This window comes from Flavobacterium petrolei, assembly GCF_003314435.2.
In the GTDB taxonomy this organism is placed as follows: domain Bacteria; phylum Bacteroidota; class Bacteroidia; order Flavobacteriales; family Flavobacteriaceae; genus Flavobacterium; species Flavobacterium petrolei.
The window spans coordinates 288,187-307,009 of sequence record NZ_QNVY02000001.1; the positions used below are offsets into that span (position 1 = coordinate 288,187).

General features: G+C 33.5%; 16 protein-coding genes. 5 read left to right on the top strand and 11 right to left on the bottom strand.

The annotated features are described in order from the left end of the window. Positions 1-92 precede the first annotated feature (92 nt). On the bottom strand, positions 93-947 hold the full coding sequence (locus tag DR871_RS01265) for a leucine-rich repeat domain-containing protein (protein ID WP_113665202.1): 855 nt from the start codon (positions 945-947) through the stop codon (positions 93-95). Positions 948-1,124: 177 nt separating this feature from the next. Here DR871_RS01265 and DR871_RS01270 point away from each other — a divergent pair, with 177 nt between their 5' ends. Further along, positions 1,125-1,613 carry a DUF1761 domain-containing protein gene (locus DR871_RS01270; protein WP_113665201.1) on the top strand — a complete coding sequence of 163 codons (489 nt, stop codon included), beginning with the start codon at positions 1,125-1,127 and terminating at the stop codon, positions 1,611-1,613. Positions 1,614-1,664: 51 nt separating this feature from the next. Here DR871_RS01270 and DR871_RS01275 read toward each other — a convergent pair whose 3' ends face one another. Next, entirely contained in the window at positions 1,665-1,940 is a 276-nt protein-coding gene (locus DR871_RS01275; RefSeq protein ID WP_113665200.1) for a 4a-hydroxytetrahydrobiopterin dehydratase, read from the bottom strand. 98 nt (positions 1,941-2,038) lie between these two features. Between DR871_RS01275 and DR871_RS01280 the strand changes: the two genes are divergently transcribed. Further along, a complete protein-coding gene (locus DR871_RS01280) occupies positions 2,039-3,190 on the top strand; it encodes a GNAT family N-acetyltransferase (RefSeq protein WP_113665491.1) in 1,152 nt (383 codons plus the stop codon). On the opposite strand, the gene DR871_RS01285 is transcribed toward DR871_RS01280, so the two are convergent. Next, on the bottom strand, positions 3,180-4,070 hold the full coding sequence (locus DR871_RS01285) for a diacylglycerol/lipid kinase family protein (RefSeq protein ID WP_113665199.1): 891 nt from the start codon (positions 4,068-4,070) through the stop codon (positions 3,180-3,182). The genes DR871_RS01280 and DR871_RS01285 overlap by 11 nt on opposite strands. Positions 4,071-4,134: 64 nt before the next feature. Between DR871_RS01285 and DR871_RS01290 the strand changes: the two genes are divergently transcribed. Then, positions 4,135-5,103 carry an App1 family protein gene (locus DR871_RS01290; protein ID WP_113665198.1) on the top strand — a complete coding sequence of 323 codons (969 nt, stop codon included), beginning with the start codon at positions 4,135-4,137 and terminating at the stop codon, positions 5,101-5,103. Between the two features lie 32 nt (positions 5,104-5,135). Here the strand turns inward: DR871_RS01290 and DR871_RS01295 are convergent, their stop codons facing one another. Beyond that, positions 5,136-7,043 carry an ABC transporter ATP-binding protein gene (locus DR871_RS01295; RefSeq protein ID WP_113665490.1) on the bottom strand — a complete coding sequence of 636 codons (1,908 nt, stop codon included), beginning with the start codon at positions 7,041-7,043 and terminating at the stop codon, positions 5,136-5,138. 73 nt (positions 7,044-7,116) lie between these two features. Here DR871_RS01295 and DR871_RS01300 point away from each other — a divergent pair, with 73 nt between their 5' ends. Further along, positions 7,117-7,500 (top strand): DUF983 domain-containing protein, encoded by a 384-nt coding sequence (locus DR871_RS01300; RefSeq protein WP_113665197.1) that lies wholly within the window; start codon positions 7,117-7,119, stop codon positions 7,498-7,500. Positions 7,501-7,502: 2 nt separating this feature from the next. Here DR871_RS01300 and DR871_RS01305 read toward each other — a convergent pair whose 3' ends face one another. The 7 genes from DR871_RS01305 to topA form a co-directional block, all read right to left on the bottom strand. Next, positions 7,503-8,555 (bottom strand): NAD(P)/FAD-dependent oxidoreductase, encoded by a 1,053-nt coding sequence (locus DR871_RS01305; protein WP_113665489.1) that lies wholly within the window; start codon positions 8,553-8,555, stop codon positions 7,503-7,505. A gap of 98 nt (positions 8,556-8,653) precedes the next feature. Continuing rightward, a complete protein-coding gene (gene porN / locus DR871_RS01310) occupies positions 8,654-9,544 on the bottom strand; it encodes a type IX secretion system ring subunit PorN/GldN (protein ID WP_113665488.1) in 891 nt (296 codons plus the stop codon). 49 nt (positions 9,545-9,593) lie between these two features. Further along, positions 9,594-11,135: a type IX secretion system motor protein PorM/GldM gene (porM, locus tag DR871_RS01315; RefSeq protein ID WP_113665196.1), complete on the bottom strand. Its 1,542-nt coding sequence runs from the start codon at positions 11,133-11,135 to the stop codon at positions 9,594-9,596. A gap of 44 nt (positions 11,136-11,179) precedes the next feature. Next, the gene (gene porL / locus DR871_RS01320) at positions 11,180-11,827 is read right to left on the bottom strand and encodes a type IX secretion system motor protein PorL/GldL (protein WP_113665195.1); all 648 of its coding nucleotides are present in this window, start codon (positions 11,825-11,827) and stop codon (positions 11,180-11,182) included. Positions 11,828-11,868: 41 nt separating this feature from the next. Continuing rightward, on the bottom strand, positions 11,869-13,275 hold the full coding sequence (gene porK, locus DR871_RS01325) for a T9SS ring complex lipoprotein PorK/GldK (RefSeq protein ID WP_113665194.1): 1,407 nt from the start codon (positions 13,273-13,275) through the stop codon (positions 11,869-11,871). A gap of 133 nt (positions 13,276-13,408) precedes the next feature. Beyond that, complete coding sequence (locus tag DR871_RS01330) at positions 13,409-14,560, bottom strand: formimidoylglutamase (protein WP_113665193.1); 1,152 nt, start codon at positions 14,558-14,560, stop codon at positions 13,409-13,411. Between the two features lie 3 nt (positions 14,561-14,563). After that, positions 14,564-17,092 carry a type I DNA topoisomerase gene (gene topA / locus DR871_RS01335; protein WP_113665192.1) on the bottom strand — a complete coding sequence of 843 codons (2,529 nt, stop codon included), beginning with the start codon at positions 17,090-17,092 and terminating at the stop codon, positions 14,564-14,566. A gap of 230 nt (positions 17,093-17,322) precedes the next feature. On the opposite strand from topA, the gene miaB reads away from it, so the two are divergent. Next, a complete protein-coding gene (gene miaB, locus DR871_RS01340) occupies positions 17,323-18,768 on the top strand; it encodes a tRNA (N6-isopentenyl adenosine(37)-C2)-methylthiotransferase MiaB (protein WP_113665191.1) in 1,446 nt (481 codons plus the stop codon). Positions 18,769-18,823: the final 55 nt, after the last annotated feature.

Genomic DNA, 18,823 nt, shown 5'->3' on the forward strand with positions numbered 1-18,823 from the left:
TTAACCAACTACGTTTATTCAATTTAACATAACCAAAAAATCAACTAAATTCTAATTGTTTAAAAATACTAAGTCTATTATTTTATTTAAAATTAATCTTCTGAAACAATTGCTGAATTTCTATCCATCGCTACTTTAAGCAATACTGCAATTCCTTCCTCATTTATCATCTTCATATTCATAGCATCTAATTGAACCAAATCTTTAGAAACTAATCCACTAAACATATTGAACGAAATATTCATTTCTTTCAATTTTTTTAATTTTTCCAACTCAAATGGAACCTGGCCTATAAAATTATTATCAAACAAACTGATACTCTCTAAGTTACTTAATGTTGCGACTAAAGGATTTAGTTTTCCTGAGAACTTATTACTATTCAAAAGTAAGATTTTCAACGACTTCAAAGTATATAATGAAGTAGGTATCTCGCCATATATATCATTATTGTAAAGCGACAAGATCTCTAACTGCTTAAGATCACCTATTTTAGAAGGCAATTCTCCTGAAAATCTGTTCATATACAATTCTAAATCTTTCAAATTTGACAATTCACAAACAGAAGAAGGAATTGAACCTGTTAGTTTATTGAACGAAAGATTCAATACTTTCATATCCTTTAATTTTCCAATAGAAGATGGAATTGTTCCTGATATTTGATTTCTATGTAAATCTAATTCTTGAAGATTAACCAAGTTTACAATATCAGTTGGAATCTCTCCCACTAAATTATTATCGGCTAAATGCACTGCGATTACTTTTTCATCTTGCACTTTAACACCATACCAAGTTGAAACAGGTGATGATAAATCCCACTGCACTTTCCATTGTTTACCATTTGTTGACTGATAAAACTTCACCAATGCATTTTTCTCGGATTGAGATACATTTGCAAGCATTGAAAATGAAAACAAAAGGGTTAATAATAGAGTAGATATTTTTTTCATAACAGGGTAATTTTCTTTTACACACCTAAAGCTACATCCATTATAGCTAATCAGCAAATAAAATCGACAAACTACATAATATTGTTTTTTACATACAGTAATACCTTACAATTAGCCTCTTTTTACTAGTAAATAATATTTTATTAAATTTGACTTACTAACCTTAATTTTAAATTTATGGAAATCAATTTCTTAGCACTATTTGTTGCCGCTTTATCTACACTTGTAATAGGATTTGTTTGGTACCATCCAAAAGTTTTTGGAACTATTTGGATGAAAGAATCTGGCTTGACTGAAGAAAAGCTAAAAGGAGGAAATATGCTTTCAATATTTGGAACTTCATTACTGTATGCTTTTTTCATCAGCTTTATACTTCAAATGTTAACTATACATCAATACGGAGCATTAGGTATGATTGGCGGAGATCCCAGTATTGCAAAACCTTCCTATGAAGCTTTTATGACTGACTATGGAAATACTTTCAGAACATTTAAGCACGGAGCTTTTCACGGCTTTATGACGGGACTGTTTTTTGCTCTACCAATTATAGGAACGAATGCTTTATATGAAAGAAGAAGTTTCAAATATACCTTTGTAACTGGTGGATTTTGGATTGTTTGCCTTACAATTATGGGAGGAATTATTTGTGGATGGAAATTATCTTAACTTTTAAATTAAATTTCGCCTTCTGATTCAAAAGGCGAAATTTATTTTGCTTTACATCTTTTCTATGGCTTTTGCCAAATCGATATCTTTATCCGTAACTCCATTTGCATCATGAGTAGTTAAGCGTATTGTGACTTTACTGTAAACATTGAATAATTCCGGATGATGACTACTTTTTTCAGCCACTACTCCTACTTGTACGATAAAACCCAAAGCTTGGGTAAAATCTTTGAATTTAAAATTTTTCTCGATTCCATTATTGACAAATTTCCAGTCTTTCAACTCTTTCAACGCGATTTGAATGGATTCTTCTGTGTAGGTTTTCATAATTAGTTTATTTAGTGATATAAAGTTAGTTTATTTCATGACAATCAGTAATACTTTAACTTTATTAACTAATTTTGAAAAAAATATTTTCACACAATTTGAATCCAGCTTACTCTTTCAAAATTTATAATTCAACTGCTGAACTTCCTGAAAACTGGGATAATTTAGCTATTTCAACTATTTTTTTGTCTAAAAAATACCTGCAGGTTTTAGAAAAATCATCTCCTGACAATATGATTTGTCACTTCTTTGGAATCTTTGATAATACAACTTTAGTTGGCATTGCAATTTCTCAATTTTTAGATTTGAATACATTGGAATCTTTTGGAGAACGTGATAAATGCATCAAAACTGCTGTACGAAATATTGTTTTTAGAAACTTTGGCTCTCATGTGCTGATCATTGGCAACAACATGCTTACGGGGCAAAACTCCTTTGCTTTATCCGATATGATTGTTAAAAAGAAAGCTATACAAACATTACATGCTGCCGCAACCGAATTAAAAAAGATATTTAAATCTAAGGGTGTCAAGATTCATATTACGACTTATAAAGATTTTAGCGAAGAGGAAATTAGACACTTTGCAGTTCCAGAATTCAAAAATGATTATCAGTTTTCGACACAACCCAACATGGTTTTCTCGATTAATGAAAACTGGAAAACGGAGCAGAATTATATCGATTCACTTTCAAAAAAATACAGAGATCAATACAAAAGAGCCCGCAAAAAAGCAGCTGATATTGAGAAAAGAAAGCTACATCTGGAGGACATCATCGCTTTGGAGGATACAATTTATGATTTGTATTTTCATGTTGCGAAAAATGCACCTTTCAATACTTTTTTTCTACCAAAAAATCATTTTAGAATTTTCAAAGAAATCTTTAAAGACAAATTCCTTTTTTACGGCTACTTTATCGATGAAAAACTGATCGGTTTTAATACTTTAATTAAAAATGGCGAAATAATGGACACGTATTTTCTAGGATATGACGAAAGTATTCAACGTGAAAAAATGCTGTACTTGAACATGTTATACGATATGATTGCCTACTCCATCAATAAAGGTTTCAAGGAAATTGTCTTTGCAAGAACAGCATTAGAAATCAAAAGTTCTGTTGGTGCAAAACCTATAAAAATGTATGGAATCATCGCACATAGTAATGAAATGGTTAATCCATATATGCCTAAAATATTCAAATATTTAGAACCAGAAACTATTTGGCAAGAACGCAATCCTTTTAAACAGTAGCACTAATTGGATGTGGAACTGCAACTTTCAATTGCTTTGGCAGAATTTCGATATTCAATTTTGTTTCTTTACCGCAATATTCGCCATCAATTTGAAAACTAACCGGAATATTAGTCGTCACAAAGGCTTTATCTGTAGAAATAATTTCAACATCATTGACATCAATCGGCATATTTCCAGTGATGATTTTTCCCAAAACCACTAAATCCATGTTTTTTAGGATTACCAATTCAAACTTTCCATCATCCATCACACCGTTTGGGTTGATAGAAACTCCAGTCCCGTATTTTTGGGAATTAGCAATAACAATCATTCTTGCTTCGCATTCAATAGTAGGAAAATCACCTGTAATGGTAGCGATAAACGGATCTTCTAAGTCAATCAAAGTCGAAACGGTTTGCAAAGCATATCCCCACTTGCCTCGGATACTGCTATTTTCATAATTCTTTATCATTTCCGCATTTACACCCAAATCACTTAAATGAATACTTTTCTTTCCGTTAATAGAAATCATATCTATTTCCATGTAATAATTATGAAAAGCAATTTCTAAGTTTTCTTCAATTGTTGAAGGCAAATTCAAATCTACCGCTAAACCATTAGCAGATCCGGCAGGTAAAATCCCAATAATAACGTCATGGGCTTCCATAGCTTCAGCAACCATTTTTATAGTTCCATCACCACCCGCTACAATAATTCGCTGAGGAGTGTAGGTATTATAAAGCACTTTTATATTGTCACTATCTGAAATTCCAGAAGTGTTGTAAATCACGAGATTCAAGTTTTCTTTTTCGGCAAAAACAGTCGCGGCATCAATAAGCTCTGATTTATCGACGTCTCCGGAAATAGGATTAACGATAAGGATAATATTATTTTTCAAACTTTTTCTTCTTTTATTGATTAAAAACCTCTAAATTGAACTCTTATCAAAAGTAATACAATATATGAAACCAATTTTAAAATTATACCGAGGATACGCAAATGAACAGGAATTAATCGTCATGGGCCACGTCTTCAAACCAACATCAATGGAAGAGTATAATTTTCAAAAAAAGAATCTAAAAAATGCAACTTCTGTTATTAAAATGTTTCAAATAAAAACGCAGGCAAATGCCGATGTCTATTTAAAACACAACAATTCCAAAATTCATACCAAAACATTAGTTGATGGCTATTTTAAATTTTGCGTCCCATTAGACCAAAACACAAATTACGGTTGGATTGATTATGAAGTAAGCATCGTTTACAAAAACGAAACGATCACCACAAAAGACAGTTATATTAGACCGCATAAGGGAAATCTGGGAATCATATCCGATATTGATGATACCTTTTTAGTATCGCATACGCTAAATCCTTTGAAAAAATTATATGTATTATTATTCAAAAATGTAAATAAGAGAAAAATATATGAAGATGTTGTAACCCATTATCAAGCTTTAAGCACAGCTGGAAGAGAAAAAAAGGAAGAGTTTAATGCTTTTTTCTATGTTTCGAGCAGCGAGTGGAATTTGTACCGTTTCATCACAAAATTCACTGAAATTCATCAGCTCCCAAAAGCAGTTTTGCTATTGAAGGACATTAAAACAAGTCTAGCAGATTTTTTCTTGACAGGAAGAGGAGATCACAACCATAAGTTTGATAAAATAAAACACATTTTAGAATTTTATCCCAATTTAGAATATGTGTTGCTCGGTGATGATTCACAGCATGATCCGTATTTATATGAAGCCATCTGTAAAATATTTCCAGTTACTGTAAAAGCAGTTTACATCCGACAGACTGGTTCAACTAAAAAGCAAAAAATAATCAACGTAATGAAAAATTTAGAAACCTTGAACGTTTCAATTTGTTATTTCAAACATAGTAGCGAAGCCATTGCGCACTCCAAATCCATTGGAATTATTGTATAAAAAAAGAGTTCCTTTGTGGAACTCTTTTTTTATTATAAATTATCTATTTCTTCCTGAACTACTTCCCAGTCCAGCAGCAGCTTATCCAACTCTGCTTTTTTCTTGTTGTAGGCCATGAAAAACTTAGCATCTTCAATATGCTTGTCATAATTAGAAGCCAACATTTTATCATCTTGTTGAATGTCTCTTTCTAATTGCTTGATTTGACTTTCTACTTTACTCAATTTGTTTTGCAAGGCTTTGCCTTTCTTTTGATCTTCGTACGATGATTTATTGCTTTCTTTAGGTGCTGCAGCTTTTTCGGCATCTTTTTTCTCCACTTCACGCATATTTTCCATATTACGCTGTTCAAGGAAATAGTTGATATCGCCTAGATATTCCTTTATTTTTTGATCTTTAAACTCATAAACCAAATTTGACATTCCTTGCAGGAAATCTCTATCGTGAGAAACTAAAAGCAAAGTACCTCCAAATTTTTGAAGTGCGGCTTTCAAAACATTCTTAGATTTGATATCTAAGTGATTCGTAGGCTCATCCATCAACAAAACATTAATAGGTTGCAATAATAATTTACACAGCGCTAAACGGTTTCTTTCGCCTCCAGAAAGCACTTTAACTTTCTTCTCGACATCATCCCCACGAAACAAGAAAGAACCCAGCATATCGCGTACTTTCATTCGGTTTGTATCTGCAGCTGCGTCTTCCATAGTTTGCAACAACGTGATTTCGCCATCCAGATATTCTGCCTGATTTTGTGCAAAATATCCTAGCTGCACATTATGTCCTAACTTGATATTTCCTTTATATTCAAATTCGTCAACAATAGCTTTAATGAAAGTCGATTTTCCTTGCCCGTTTTGTCCAACGAAGGCAATTTTACTTCCACGTTCTACCAAAAGGTTGATATCTTTCAAAATAGTTTTATCACCGTAACTTTTAGTCACATTTTCAGCTTCAATTACAACTCTTCCCGGCTCTTTTGAAACTGGAAAAGTAATATTCATCACTGAGTTATCATCTTCATCTACTTCGATGCGTTCAACTTTATCTAATTTTTTTATTAACGATTGCGCCATAGACGCTTTAGAAGCTTTGGCACGGAATTTTTCGATTAATTTCTCTGTTTCTTCAATTTTTTTGGCTTGATTTTTTTGTGTAGCCAATTGTTTCTCCCTAATTTCATGACGCAATTCTAAATATTGAGAATATGGTTTGTTGAAATCATAAGCCTTACCAAGAGAAATTTCAATAGTTCTGTTGGTCACATTATCTAAAAACATCTTATCGTGCGAAACAATCACCACAACTCCCGGATAATTACGAAGGAAACTTTCTAACCAAATGATACTTTCGATATCCAGGTGATTCGTAGGTTCATCCAGTAACAAAACGTCATTGGCTTGCAATAATAATTTGGCTAATTCGATACGCATTCTCCATCCGCCGGAAAAAGTCTCTGTTTGATTATCAAAAACATCTCTTTTAAAACCTAAACCAAGAAGAATTTTCTCTGTATCGCCCACATAATTATAACCTCCTAAAAGTTCAAAACGATGTGTATAATCAGATAGGTCTTCAATGATTTGACTGTACTCATCACTTTCATAATCCGTTCTTGTAACTAACAAGTGATTAATCTCTTCAAGCTTTTTCTCAACAATTTTTATCTCCGTGAAAGCTTCATAGGCTTCTTCAAGAACGGTTCTTCCTTGCTCAAAATCGATATCCTGACGTAAAAAACCCATTCGAAGATCCTTCTCTTGAGAAATAACACCTGAGTCAGGAGCAAAATCTTTTGCCAACATTTTAAGCATCGTAGATTTCCCCGCTCCATTCTTCCCAACAAGACCAACACGGTCTCCGGCACCCAATCGAAAGGTAACTTCTTCAAATAAATAAGAACCACCAAATGAAACGGATAAATTGTGTATATTAAGCATGTATTGTGATTTTATTCCTTTTCGAATGCGTAAATTTGTAACTCCAAAAAAGGAAAAATTAAATTTTTTGCAAATGTTAAAAAAAGGATCCAAATTATATAGCATTTTAACAGGAACTTGTCCTAAATGTCAGAATGAGAGTATGTATTTGGACAAAAATCCATTGCATTTCAACAAAATATTAAAAATGCATGAAAATTGCAGTCATTGCGGATTAAGATATCAAATTGAACCTTCTTTTTTTTACGGTGCAATGTATGTCAGTTATGGATTAAATGTTGCTATAGGAATTGCAGCTTTTATAATCTCATTTGTCTTTTTTGACTCGAATCTTAAAGTCGCCTTTATGGTCATTATTGCTTCCTTGATCGTATCATTCCCCTTTGTTCTTCGTTGGTCCAGAAATATATATATCAACATGTTTGTTTCGTACGATCCAACTACAAAACTAAAATAATATCAATTCTTACCTTTTGGTAAAAATCTATCAATGTTAATTTCCTTATCCAAAGGAATATCAAATTCTATATTTTCAAATAAAGCTTTTGCCATTGCCGGCCCTAACATCACTCCTCTCGTTCCTAAACCATTCAAGATATGAAGGGTTTTATGATATTGATGTGTCCCCACTAATGGTCTTCTATCTTTTACCGTTGGACGAACACCAGCAAAATGGTCAATAATTTCAAAATCACATGTAATTATTTCCTTGATTCTTTCCATTAATTCGGTTTTTCCTTCTTCCGTAGGTAAATCCGTTTTGTCTCTCCAATTATATGTTGCTCCTACTTTGAACAAATCATTCCCAAGAGGCAAAATAAATACGCTGGTATTCACAATTACATCAAGGTTTAATTGTGGAGCACTAATAATAAAAAGTTCTCCTTTGGTGCCATCTAGAGGCAAATTCTTGAAATAAGGATTAGCATGCATTCCGAAACCTTCAGCAAAAACAATATGTTTGGCTTTAGTATTTTTATATTGAATACCACCCGAAACAATCTGCAAAGCATCATAATCAAATGACTCTTGCTGAAATAGATTATTAACGTTCAGATAAAGCCTGTATTTATTCAACAATAAAGCCGTATCCACATAACCAGTTTGTAAAACTTCTCCATATCCGTAAGGCGAATCAATTCCCACATATTTCTTAGAGATTAATTCAGTAGATAAAAAAGGAGTCAATGCTATTTTATCCGAAGCTGCAAACCAATTATTCTGTTCTTCGACAGAGAAAAATTTCCTTAAAATGGGTCGTTTGAAATCAACTTTACATTTTAGTTTGCTTTCTAATAGGCTATAAAATTCGTTCATTAAAGTCAATTGTTCCTGCGCTTTCCATACTTCGCTAAAGCGTTTCAGTATCACAGGATTGTATAATCCCCCCGCAATTTTCGAAGAATTTTGAGAATTATTATCTAAAACCATAATAGATCTACCATTATGCAAAGCAATCTCTGCAAATGAAATACCCGCCAAACCAGAACCAACAATTAAATAATCAATCATCCAAACATTCATTTAAAACTAACTACAAAGAAAGCATATTAAAACAAAAAACTCTTACCATTACAGTAAGAGTTAATTAATATTTTATAAAACTGAAATTAGTAATTCCACATATCTTGTTCGAAATTACGTATTTTCTCTTTTACTCTTTCAGATTCTAACAACTGATTTTGAGCGTTATCTTTCATGTAATCTTCGATAGTTCTATCTCCATAGACATTCTCTTCTTTGTAGATAATACTATTGAAACGTCTTGAGTTTAATATTTGATCAAAAGAAACAGGCATTGAAGAATTTTTATCATTGAAAGCTTTAGCTTCATGTAATACTTCTCTAGCTGATGGAAAAAATATCCAAAACAATTCTATGTAATCTTTTTCATCACTATTCATAGTGTATACATCAGGTGTTACAGGACAAATACCTAACAAACGATATTTTAACTCACTTTGACGTTTGTCAAAATACCAATATCCTTTTATTTTATACTGTGTTACATCTTGAGCGGTTAAATCTTGTCTCATAATGTACTCCTGAGAAACTGATTGTCCTGCGTTAATTTGTTCACGACCTGCATCTGTAGTGTCAATACGAGAAAGAGATGCTTCAATATCTTTAAGAGATTTTTTAGTATTAAAATAGCTATCAGTATACACTTCAGTGATTTTACCATTCTTCATTGCTTTAGTCAAAACGTCATATAACGAACGTCTATCAGACCCAACATTTGCAGTGTCAATAGGAAAGTATAACGAGAAATTTATTCTTTCACTTAAATCAATTATCTCCCAAGTCGTTTTACCCATTAAAACATCACGGTCGTGTACATAACCATAAGCCAATGGTTTGTCATTATCAGAATTAAGTTGAGCTGCAGTTTTAAGTCCTATTTGATCAGGACTTTTTGCATTCAGCAAATTTGATTGTGCAAATGAAGCAACACTTCCTAGTAAGGAAACAATAGCTAAAAAAAGATTTCTAACATTCATCATGGTATCAATATATAATATTAAAGCAAGGATCCGATAAACTTACTTATTATTGTATTTCAAAAATTACTGGAGCGGTTCTAGGCAATAAATAACTACCAGCTCCTACAAGTTTAGTTTTAATTTCAGAGATCGTAACTTGATCCCCTCTTCCTGCTTTAGAAAGAACTGCTTTACATTGTGAATTTAATCTATTACCTTGAACAACTACTGTAGGTTGTCCAGTAACTTTAAGATTAAAACCAACAACATCTAAACCAACTTCAAAATCAAAATCAACTAATTTTGCTCCGATTGTAGCTATTTCTAAATTAGATTTAGGTCCTTTTACCACACCCATTTCTCCTCTTATGGTTCCTGTAGGACCAGGTATTCCTTTTATTCTAAATGCTTTTTTATCTGAAACTTTTGAACCATCGTTAAGTGTAGCTGTAACGTTAATTAAAACTTCACTACCTGCACCAGGACTCATGTTGTATTTACCGTTTCCTGAAGAACTTAATCCTGGAGCAGACGCACTTACTTTATTAGCAGCGACTCCCGCAAATGAAATAGTCATAGGATTTACAACGCCTCTATACACTACATTCATTTTATCTGCAGAAATAGTTGCAGAATTTGGTCTAGGTACAACTACATAATTACCTTGAAATTTAAGAGGTATATTTTTACCATCTTCCAAAAAAGTAAATTGACCATTAATAGTTTGCTCACCAACACTCCCAGCAGTCATTGCAATAACGGCTTGACCGTTTACAATTTTTCCAGGACCTGAAAATGATGTAGGTTTGGTATTTTCGTCATATCTTCCTAATACAACTTTTCCTGTTACTTTTTCACCTTGAAAATAAGCACTTTTATCAAGTACAACAATAGCTTGGTAGTTACTATATGAGGCAGCAGCTACTGCAGCTTTACCTAATAAAGTATTATAAACATCTGTTTCTGCTTTTTTTACATCATTCTGCCAAGCAGAAAGTTTTGCTAAAGAAGCTACGGCTGGAAAACCTTTAAAATGATAATCTAAATAATCAACTGCTATACCATCTTTATTTTTAACATCAGCTAAATTAAACTTAGTATCAACTTCAGATAAAATTGGAGATAATTTTTTATTACTACCTAATGCCAACTTCATATCTGCTTTATACTTTTCTATTGTAGCAACAACTTCTTTGCCCTTAGCCGAATATCCTGCAGGACTAAACCATAAATGATCTATATTATCGCCTTTATCCATTGCCTCATAAGGCAACTTACCCGTTTCCGGATCAACTTCAGTACCAATTAAAACTTCAGATTTTATTTTTCCAATATAATCATAAAAATTTTTGGTTATTACTTCTACTTTGTGCGCAGTAGCTGACGCAGCAGTAAATTCCCCACCTGCTTCAGATGCTTTGGCATCTAAACCAGCTAACATCTGAGTGTTAGATAATTCTGCTGAAGAATTTGCTCCTTCAAATTTTTCATTCATCAATCCAAAAGCTGACAACACTTCTTTGGACATATTTAATGCTAACATAGCGATAAAAACCAAGTACATTAGGTTAATCATCTTCTGTCTAGGGGTTAGTTTTCCTCCTGCCATATTTTCTAATAATTAGTTTATTTGTATTTATAGTTTGAAACTAATTATCCTTTATTACTCATTGCAGAAAGCATACCGCCATATACATTATTCAAAGAAGCAATGTTTGCAGTCATCGATTGCATTTGCTCTTTTAATTTACCCGCATTTTCAGCAATTTCTTTATTTGCTTCAGCATTTCTTGAAGCACTTTCCAGTTGAACTTTATATAAGCTATTTAATGATTCCATTTGTGCCGCAGCCATAGATAATTCTTCACTGTATTTTTTAGTTGAAGCTATTGAATCAACAGTAGGCGCAATACCTTTTGCTGCAGATTCAAAGTTTTTGATACTGTTTCCTAAGCTTGCCATTAATTCACCATCAATTTTAGCATCTTTCAACATCACATCTAATTTTTGAGATAATAATCCTTGTGCGTCAGAAGGTGTCTCTACTTTTTTAGTAGCAGCTTTAGCTTGGCCGTTAGCTAATTCAGGATATACAAGAGTCCAATCTAATTCATCATCAACCGGTTCAAATGCTGAAAGCGCAAAAATAGCAGCTTCAACCACAAGACCAATTGTAAGCATTAAATTTCCAGTTATAACTCCGAACTCTATGTGTGTAATTTTGAATAATGCTCCAATGATTACAACTGCTGCTCCCATACCATATGAGAAATTCATTACTTTCTTACTTAACAATGCCATAATAATTTGTTTTTTACTTTTATAGATTTGGTTTATTTGTACTACTTATTTTTTTTTCCGGTAACAGTAGTTTGTAGTCCCATGTAATCTTGGACTGTTCTGAAACCAATAAAACTTCTTGCGGAATCAGCATATTCAAAATCCCTCGTACTTACCTGTAGGAAATAAGCAACATCTTTCCATGATCCTCCACGAACAACTTTACGTTTATTAGAAGCATCAGTAACATTCGGATTCATAGAAGAAACATATTCATATCCATTAGGATCATATGCAGAATCAGTCCATTCAGAAACATTACCTGCCATGTTATACAGATTATAGCCATTTGGTTCATACGATTTTGCTTCTACCGTATACAATGCCTCATCAGCAGCGTAATCTCCTCTATTAGGTTTGAAATTAGCAAGAAAACAACCTCTGTCATTTTTCGTATAAGGACCACCCCAAGGGTATGTAGCAGACTCTAATCCTCCCCTTGCAGAATATTCCCATTCAGCTTCTGTTGGCAATCTAAAAGAATTGATCAGATCTTGACCTTTCTTTTTTGATTTAATATATGTATTTTTATTCAATGTTCTCCATGCACAAAACGCTTTTGCTTGAGTCCATTTTATACCAACGACAGGGTATTCCCCGTAAGCTTTATGCCAAAAATAATCATTGTGCATTGGTTCATTATAGGAGTAAGCAAAATCTTTAATCCAAACAGTTGTGTCAGGATATATTTTAACTTCTTCTGTTTTTACGAAATCTTTTCTTTTACCCACTTTTGCTTTCGCTGCTGCTTGAATATCCATCCAAGAATAACGAAACTTTAATTTATCTACATCAATTGTACGCAAACCATTGTATGAAGCTTCTATAGGCAAATACATTGAATCCATAACTTCGGTATAATACTCATCAGGATACAGTTTAGTATCTCTAATTAATTTAACCTTTTTATTTAATTTTCTACCTGCATATTGATCATCGTCGGTACCAACACTATAATAGTTGTCATACATATATTTATCATAAGCAGTCATTTTTTCTGGATCTGCATCATTAAAAGCATAGTCACCTATACTTCCTGCATTTTTCCCTTTTGCATTTTCTGCTCCAGCTTTCAATCCGCTTTGATCAGCCAATATGGCTAATCGCACTCTCATTGTAGAATCTTTTACCCATTCAACAAATTGACGATATTCACTGTTTGTTATTTCAGTTTCGTCCATGTAAAAAGATCTAACAGTAACTGTTTTTGTTGGAGCATCATCTACATGAGCCATATCATCATCTGATTTACCCATAATAAACGATCCACCAGGAACCAAAGTCATACCGTAAGGCTTTTCAGGATGCCATTTTTCTCCTTTAACACCAACCAATTCACCTTTGTCACTTGACTTTCCACAGCTAATTAACAAGGTCAAAATTGCCGTAAATGCAATGAACTTCTTCATATAATTTTTGGATTAACTATTCATTATTTTTAAGGGTGTAAACGTATTTATAATTTTCATAAAAAACAATTTTTTAAACAAAAGAAATCACATTTTTTTATAAAAACATTAACAAATAAAAATAAAAAAAATTTTAATAAATATTTTTGCGTTGTGCTTTCCACCATCTCTCAGGCAATTCTTGATTACAAGCCTGGAGGTATTCATTATAAGAACATGGTAATAACGAATTTCTTTTTAATTTATTATTAACATTTGAAATAAATGGAATTTCTATCCACCAGCGGTCTGTTTTATCGCTTTTATAGAAAATTAATTCCTCCTCTTCCAATGGAACAATGTATTTTAAATAATTCTCTTTGCTTCCAAAAGGATACTCATTCGAACGATAATGAAACCCTTCGATAAAATACCAAATTACCTGTGCAATCAGTACCGATTCTTGTATTGAATTATTGTGGTTGAATATCCCAAACGAAGATACTTTATCACTTATTCCAGCATATCGAGACAAAGAGCAAATTTCTTTACCATTAAAACCATTGGGTTGAAACGCAATAAAATTTCCGGAATCAGACGATTTTATAGAATTCAAATCAATACTTACCAAATCCGCATCCCTAAAAACTGGCTCTGAAATAGCAATATTATTAGACACTTCTCCTAATCTATATCCATCAAAGAATAATTTTTCTATCAAATCTATTTCTTCCTGAGAATTAAAATAAGTTTGATACCCTATATTACAATAGTTAAAAAGATTATTAGGCTCGTCTATAATTATTTTTGTCAAATAAGAAGATGCAGAAACTTCTTCATCTTCTTTTCCGAAATCAAATTTATTATCAATAGAAACCAAGTTGACCATTTGTTCCAAATCATCATACGCTCTATAAAGCGCATACGTTATATCCTGAGAACCTCCTATAACTATTGGCGTGATTTTTTTCTTAATCAAACTTGCCACCACTTTTTTTACTGCAAAATAAGTGTCCATAACCGAATTCCCTGCAGCAATATCGCCCAAATCAGCAATTGATGCATCCCAGTTTCCTGGAAACAAACCATATAATTCTTTTCTGAGTGGTACCAAATCTACATCTGAAACCGCTTTTTTATCTCCGCGGTTTTCTAAAACCCCTATTACGGCTATTTTAATCTTATTCAAATCTGGAAATTGCTCCTTCGTATGTAAAACTATTTTACTGCCAAGTTGCTGTGAAGTCAATCCATTTATAAACTCCTGGATTTCATCATCTATTGGTTTAAGAAAATCAAATTCCATTTTTTACTTTTTTGCTACGGGTTTCTTAACTGCTGTTTTTTTCGCCACTGCTTTCTTTGCAGGCGCTTTTTTAGCAGCTACTTTTTTAGCAGGCGTTTTCTTGGCAATCATTTCTTGAACTTCTTCCAATGTCAATTTAGTAGCATCAACATCTTTGCTTAATTCAATTTTGATTTTCCCTTTGGTAATAACCGAGCGTCCCCAACGGGCTTTTTCGACTAAAATCCCTTCTTCTTCCCAGTTATGCAAAACCTTATCAATATTCTTTTGCAATTTATCTTCAATCAACGCTTCAATATCAGCTTGAGACAAATTATCAAAATTATATTTCTTACTTACATTGATAAACAACCCGTCCCATTTGATGAAAGGACCAAAACGACCTGTTCCTTTTTGCACACCTTCGCCTTTATAAACTGCAATTGGAGCATCTGCTATTGCTTTTTCATCAATTAATTCCTGCGCTCTTTCAAAATCTACATCTAATGGGTTTTCTCCTTTTGGCAAGGAAACAAAAGCCGCACCATGACGAATATAAGGACCGTAACGGCCATTACTTACTTCAACTTCTTCTCCTTTATATTCACCTAAATTTTTTGGCAATAAAAATAAATTCAATGTTTCTTCTAGAGTGATGTTTCCAATGTTTTGATCGTTCATCAAACTCGCAAACTTTTTCTCTTCATCATCTGCAGCTCCAATTTGAGCCATTGGTCCAAATTTCCCTAAACGAACTGAAACCGGTTTTCCTGTTTTTGGATCTGTCCCCAGAATTCTTTCACCGCTTTCTCTTTCTGCATTGGCTTCGACATCTTTCACAGTTGGATGAAATTTATCATAAAACTCCTGCATCATTTTTGTCCAAACGATATTTCCATCTGCAATTTCATCAAAATCCTGTTCCACTTTTGCCGTGAAATTATAATCTAAAATATTTCCGAAATTCTTTACCAAGAAATCCGTAACAATCGTTCCAATATCTGTAGGAACTAATTTTCCTTTATCAGAACCGGTATTTTCTTTCAATAGCTTCTCTCCTACTTTTCCAGATTGTAACGTCAATTGCGTATAATTACGTTCTTGTCCGTCAAGATTTCCTTTCTCTACATAATTTCTATTGATTATTGTAGAAATCGTTGGCGCATAAGTAGAAGGACGACCAATTCCCAGTTCCTCTAATTTTTTTACCAAAGAAGCTTCAGTATATCTTGCAGCAGCACGAGAATATCTCTCTGTCGCAGTAATGTAATTATTTTGTAATTTTTCGTTGACTTTCATTGCAGGCAACATTCCTTCTTGCTCTTCTTCATCGTCATCATGACCTTCCAAATACACTTTCAAGAAACCTTCAAAAAGCAACACTTCTCCAGATGCAGTGAATATTTCACCGTGATTGTTTGCTTCAATTTTTACGTTGGTTCGTTCTAATTGCGCATCACTCATTTGCGAAGCCAACGTTCTTTTCCAAATCAAATCATACAAACGCGCTTGATCTCTGTCAATATCTACCGTATGACGGGACATATCCGTAGGTCGAATCGCCTCGTGCGCTTCCTGTGCCCCTTTGCTTTTATTGACAAAAGTTCGAGGTTTAGAGAACTCTTTTCCATAGGATTTGATAATTTCTGCCTGGGCAGCTTCCATCGCATCTTTGGATAAATTCACACTATCCGTTCTCATATACGTGATAAGTCCGGCTTCGTACAAACGCTGTGCTAACTGCATGGTAATTCCAACAGGTAAATACAATTTACGAGCGGCTTCTTGTTGTAAAGTCGAAGTGGTAAATGGACCCGTTGGTGATTTTTTGGTAGGTTTCGTTTCTAAATCGGCTACCTTATATGTAGAACCTATATTTTTATTTAAAAAATCTTCAGCTTCTTTTTTAGTATTGAAATTTTTAGGTAGTTTGGCTTTGAATATTTTTCCAGATTCGTTAGTAAATTCAGCCACTACAGAATACGTAGCAATAGCTTTAAAATTTTGAATTTCCCTTTCACGTTCCACAATCAAACGAACAGAAACAGATTGTACACGTCCGGCAGAAAGTCCGCCTTTTATTTTTCTCCAAAGTACAGGCGATAATTCATATCCAACCAATCGATCTAATACACGTCGCGCTTGTTGCGCATTGACTAAATTATAATCGATTTCACGTGGATTATCAATCGCTTTTAGAATCGCAGTCTTAGTAATTTCGTGAAATACAATACGTTTTGTTTTGCTTTTGTCTAATTTTAATTCTTCGGCTAAATGCCAAGAAATAGCCTCACCCTCTCGATCCTCATCACTTGCTAACCAAACCATTTCAGCTTTTTTAGCCAGTCCTTTTAATTTAGTAACCAACGCTTTTTTATCAGCAGAAACTTCGTATTTAGGTTTGAAACCATTTTCCACATCTACTCCAATTTCTTTGGATGGTAAGTCGGCAATATGTCCATAACTGGACTCTACCTGAAAATCACTCCCTAAAAATTTTTCGATTGTTTTTGCCTTTGCAGGTGATTCAACTATAACTAAATTCTTTGCCATATTCCGATTGTTTATGTCGGCAAAAGTATATGATTTTTTTAAATTTTAAGTTTTTTAAATTTTAAAAGTCAATTTAATCGTTGAATAGCGGGTTTTAACATATTTAAATTCAATAAATTTTGGATCAATTTATCTGTTACTACAAACGCCTTAAAATAGTGTTAATTCTTAATCTGACATCTTGTCATATTTATTTGAATTGCGTTATCTTTGCACTTTGAAAATACAAGATGGAAAAGATTATTGAAGAAAGTAAACAAGGTGAAAGTCTTGTTTTAGAGAATAAACCTGAGAATACAAAAAAGCTATTTATAGAAAGTTACGGTTGCGCGATGAATTTTTCGGACAGCGAAATTGTAGCTTCCATATTATCTGGAAACGGATATAATACGACTCAAGTACTGGAAGAAGCCGATTTGGTTTTGGTCAATACCTGTTCTATTCGGGACAAGGCAGAACAAACCATTCGTAAACGTTTGGAGAAATACAATGCGGTGAAACGCATTAATCCGAAGATGAAAGTCGGCGTTTTGGGCTGTATGGCCGAGCGTTTGAAAAGTCAATTCCTTGAAGAAGAAAAAATCGTTGACCTTGTTGTAGGACCTGATGCTTATAAAGATTTACCAAACCTTTTGCAAGAAGTTGAAGAAGGCCGAGATGCGATTAATGTGATTTTGTCGAAAGACGAAACCTATGGTGATATTTCACCGGTTCGATTGATGAGCAACGGAATTACAGCTTTGGTTTCTATCACGCGTGGTTGTGATAATATGTGTACGTTTTGCGTGGTACCTTTTACCCGCGGACGCGAACGCAGCCGTGAACCACAAAGTATCATGAAAGAAATCCAAGATTTATGGGACAAAGGATTTAAAGAAATTACGCTTTTGGGACAAAACGTGGATAGTTTCCTTTGGTACGGCGGCGGATTGAAAAAAGATTTTGAGAATGCTACCGAAATGCAAAAAGCTACTGCAGTTGACTTTGATCAATTACTGGAAATGGTGGCTGTTGGTTTTCCTAAAATGAGAATCCGATTTTCGACCTCTAATCCGCAAGACATGCACGAAAGTATTTTACATGTGATTGCAAAACATCCTAATATTTGCAAACACATTCACTTACCAGTTCAATCTGGAAGCAATAGAATCCTAAAAGAGATGAATCGTTTGCATACGCGTGAAGAATACATGACTTTGATTGACAAAATCAAAACTATTATTCCAAATAGCTCTATTTCTCAGGATATGATTGCTGGTTTCCCAACAGAAACCGAACAAAATCATCAAGACACAATGAGCTTGATGGAATATGTGAAATATAATTTTGGTTATATGTATTCGTATTCCGAACGTCCGGGAACATTGGCAGGAAGAAAAATGGAAGACGACGTTCCAGAAGAAACAAAAGCAAGAAGATTGCAGGAAATTGTCGATTTACAACAAAAACACGCTTGGTTCCGCTCTGAGGAATTCATTGGACAAACTGTAGAAGTTTTGGTTGAGAAAGTTTCCAAAAAATCGACACAAGAGTTTTCAGGAAGAAATTCACAAAGTATTACCGTGGTTTTTCCAAAAGAAAATTACAAGATTGGAGATTTTGTAAATGTGAGAATCACTTCTTGCACAAGCGGAACTTTGAAAGGAGAAGCAGTTGGGTTGAGTGAGATGAATTAAGAAAAAGTTTGTTTCAGGTTTCAGGTTTAAAGTTGTCTCGATAACTTGAAACTTG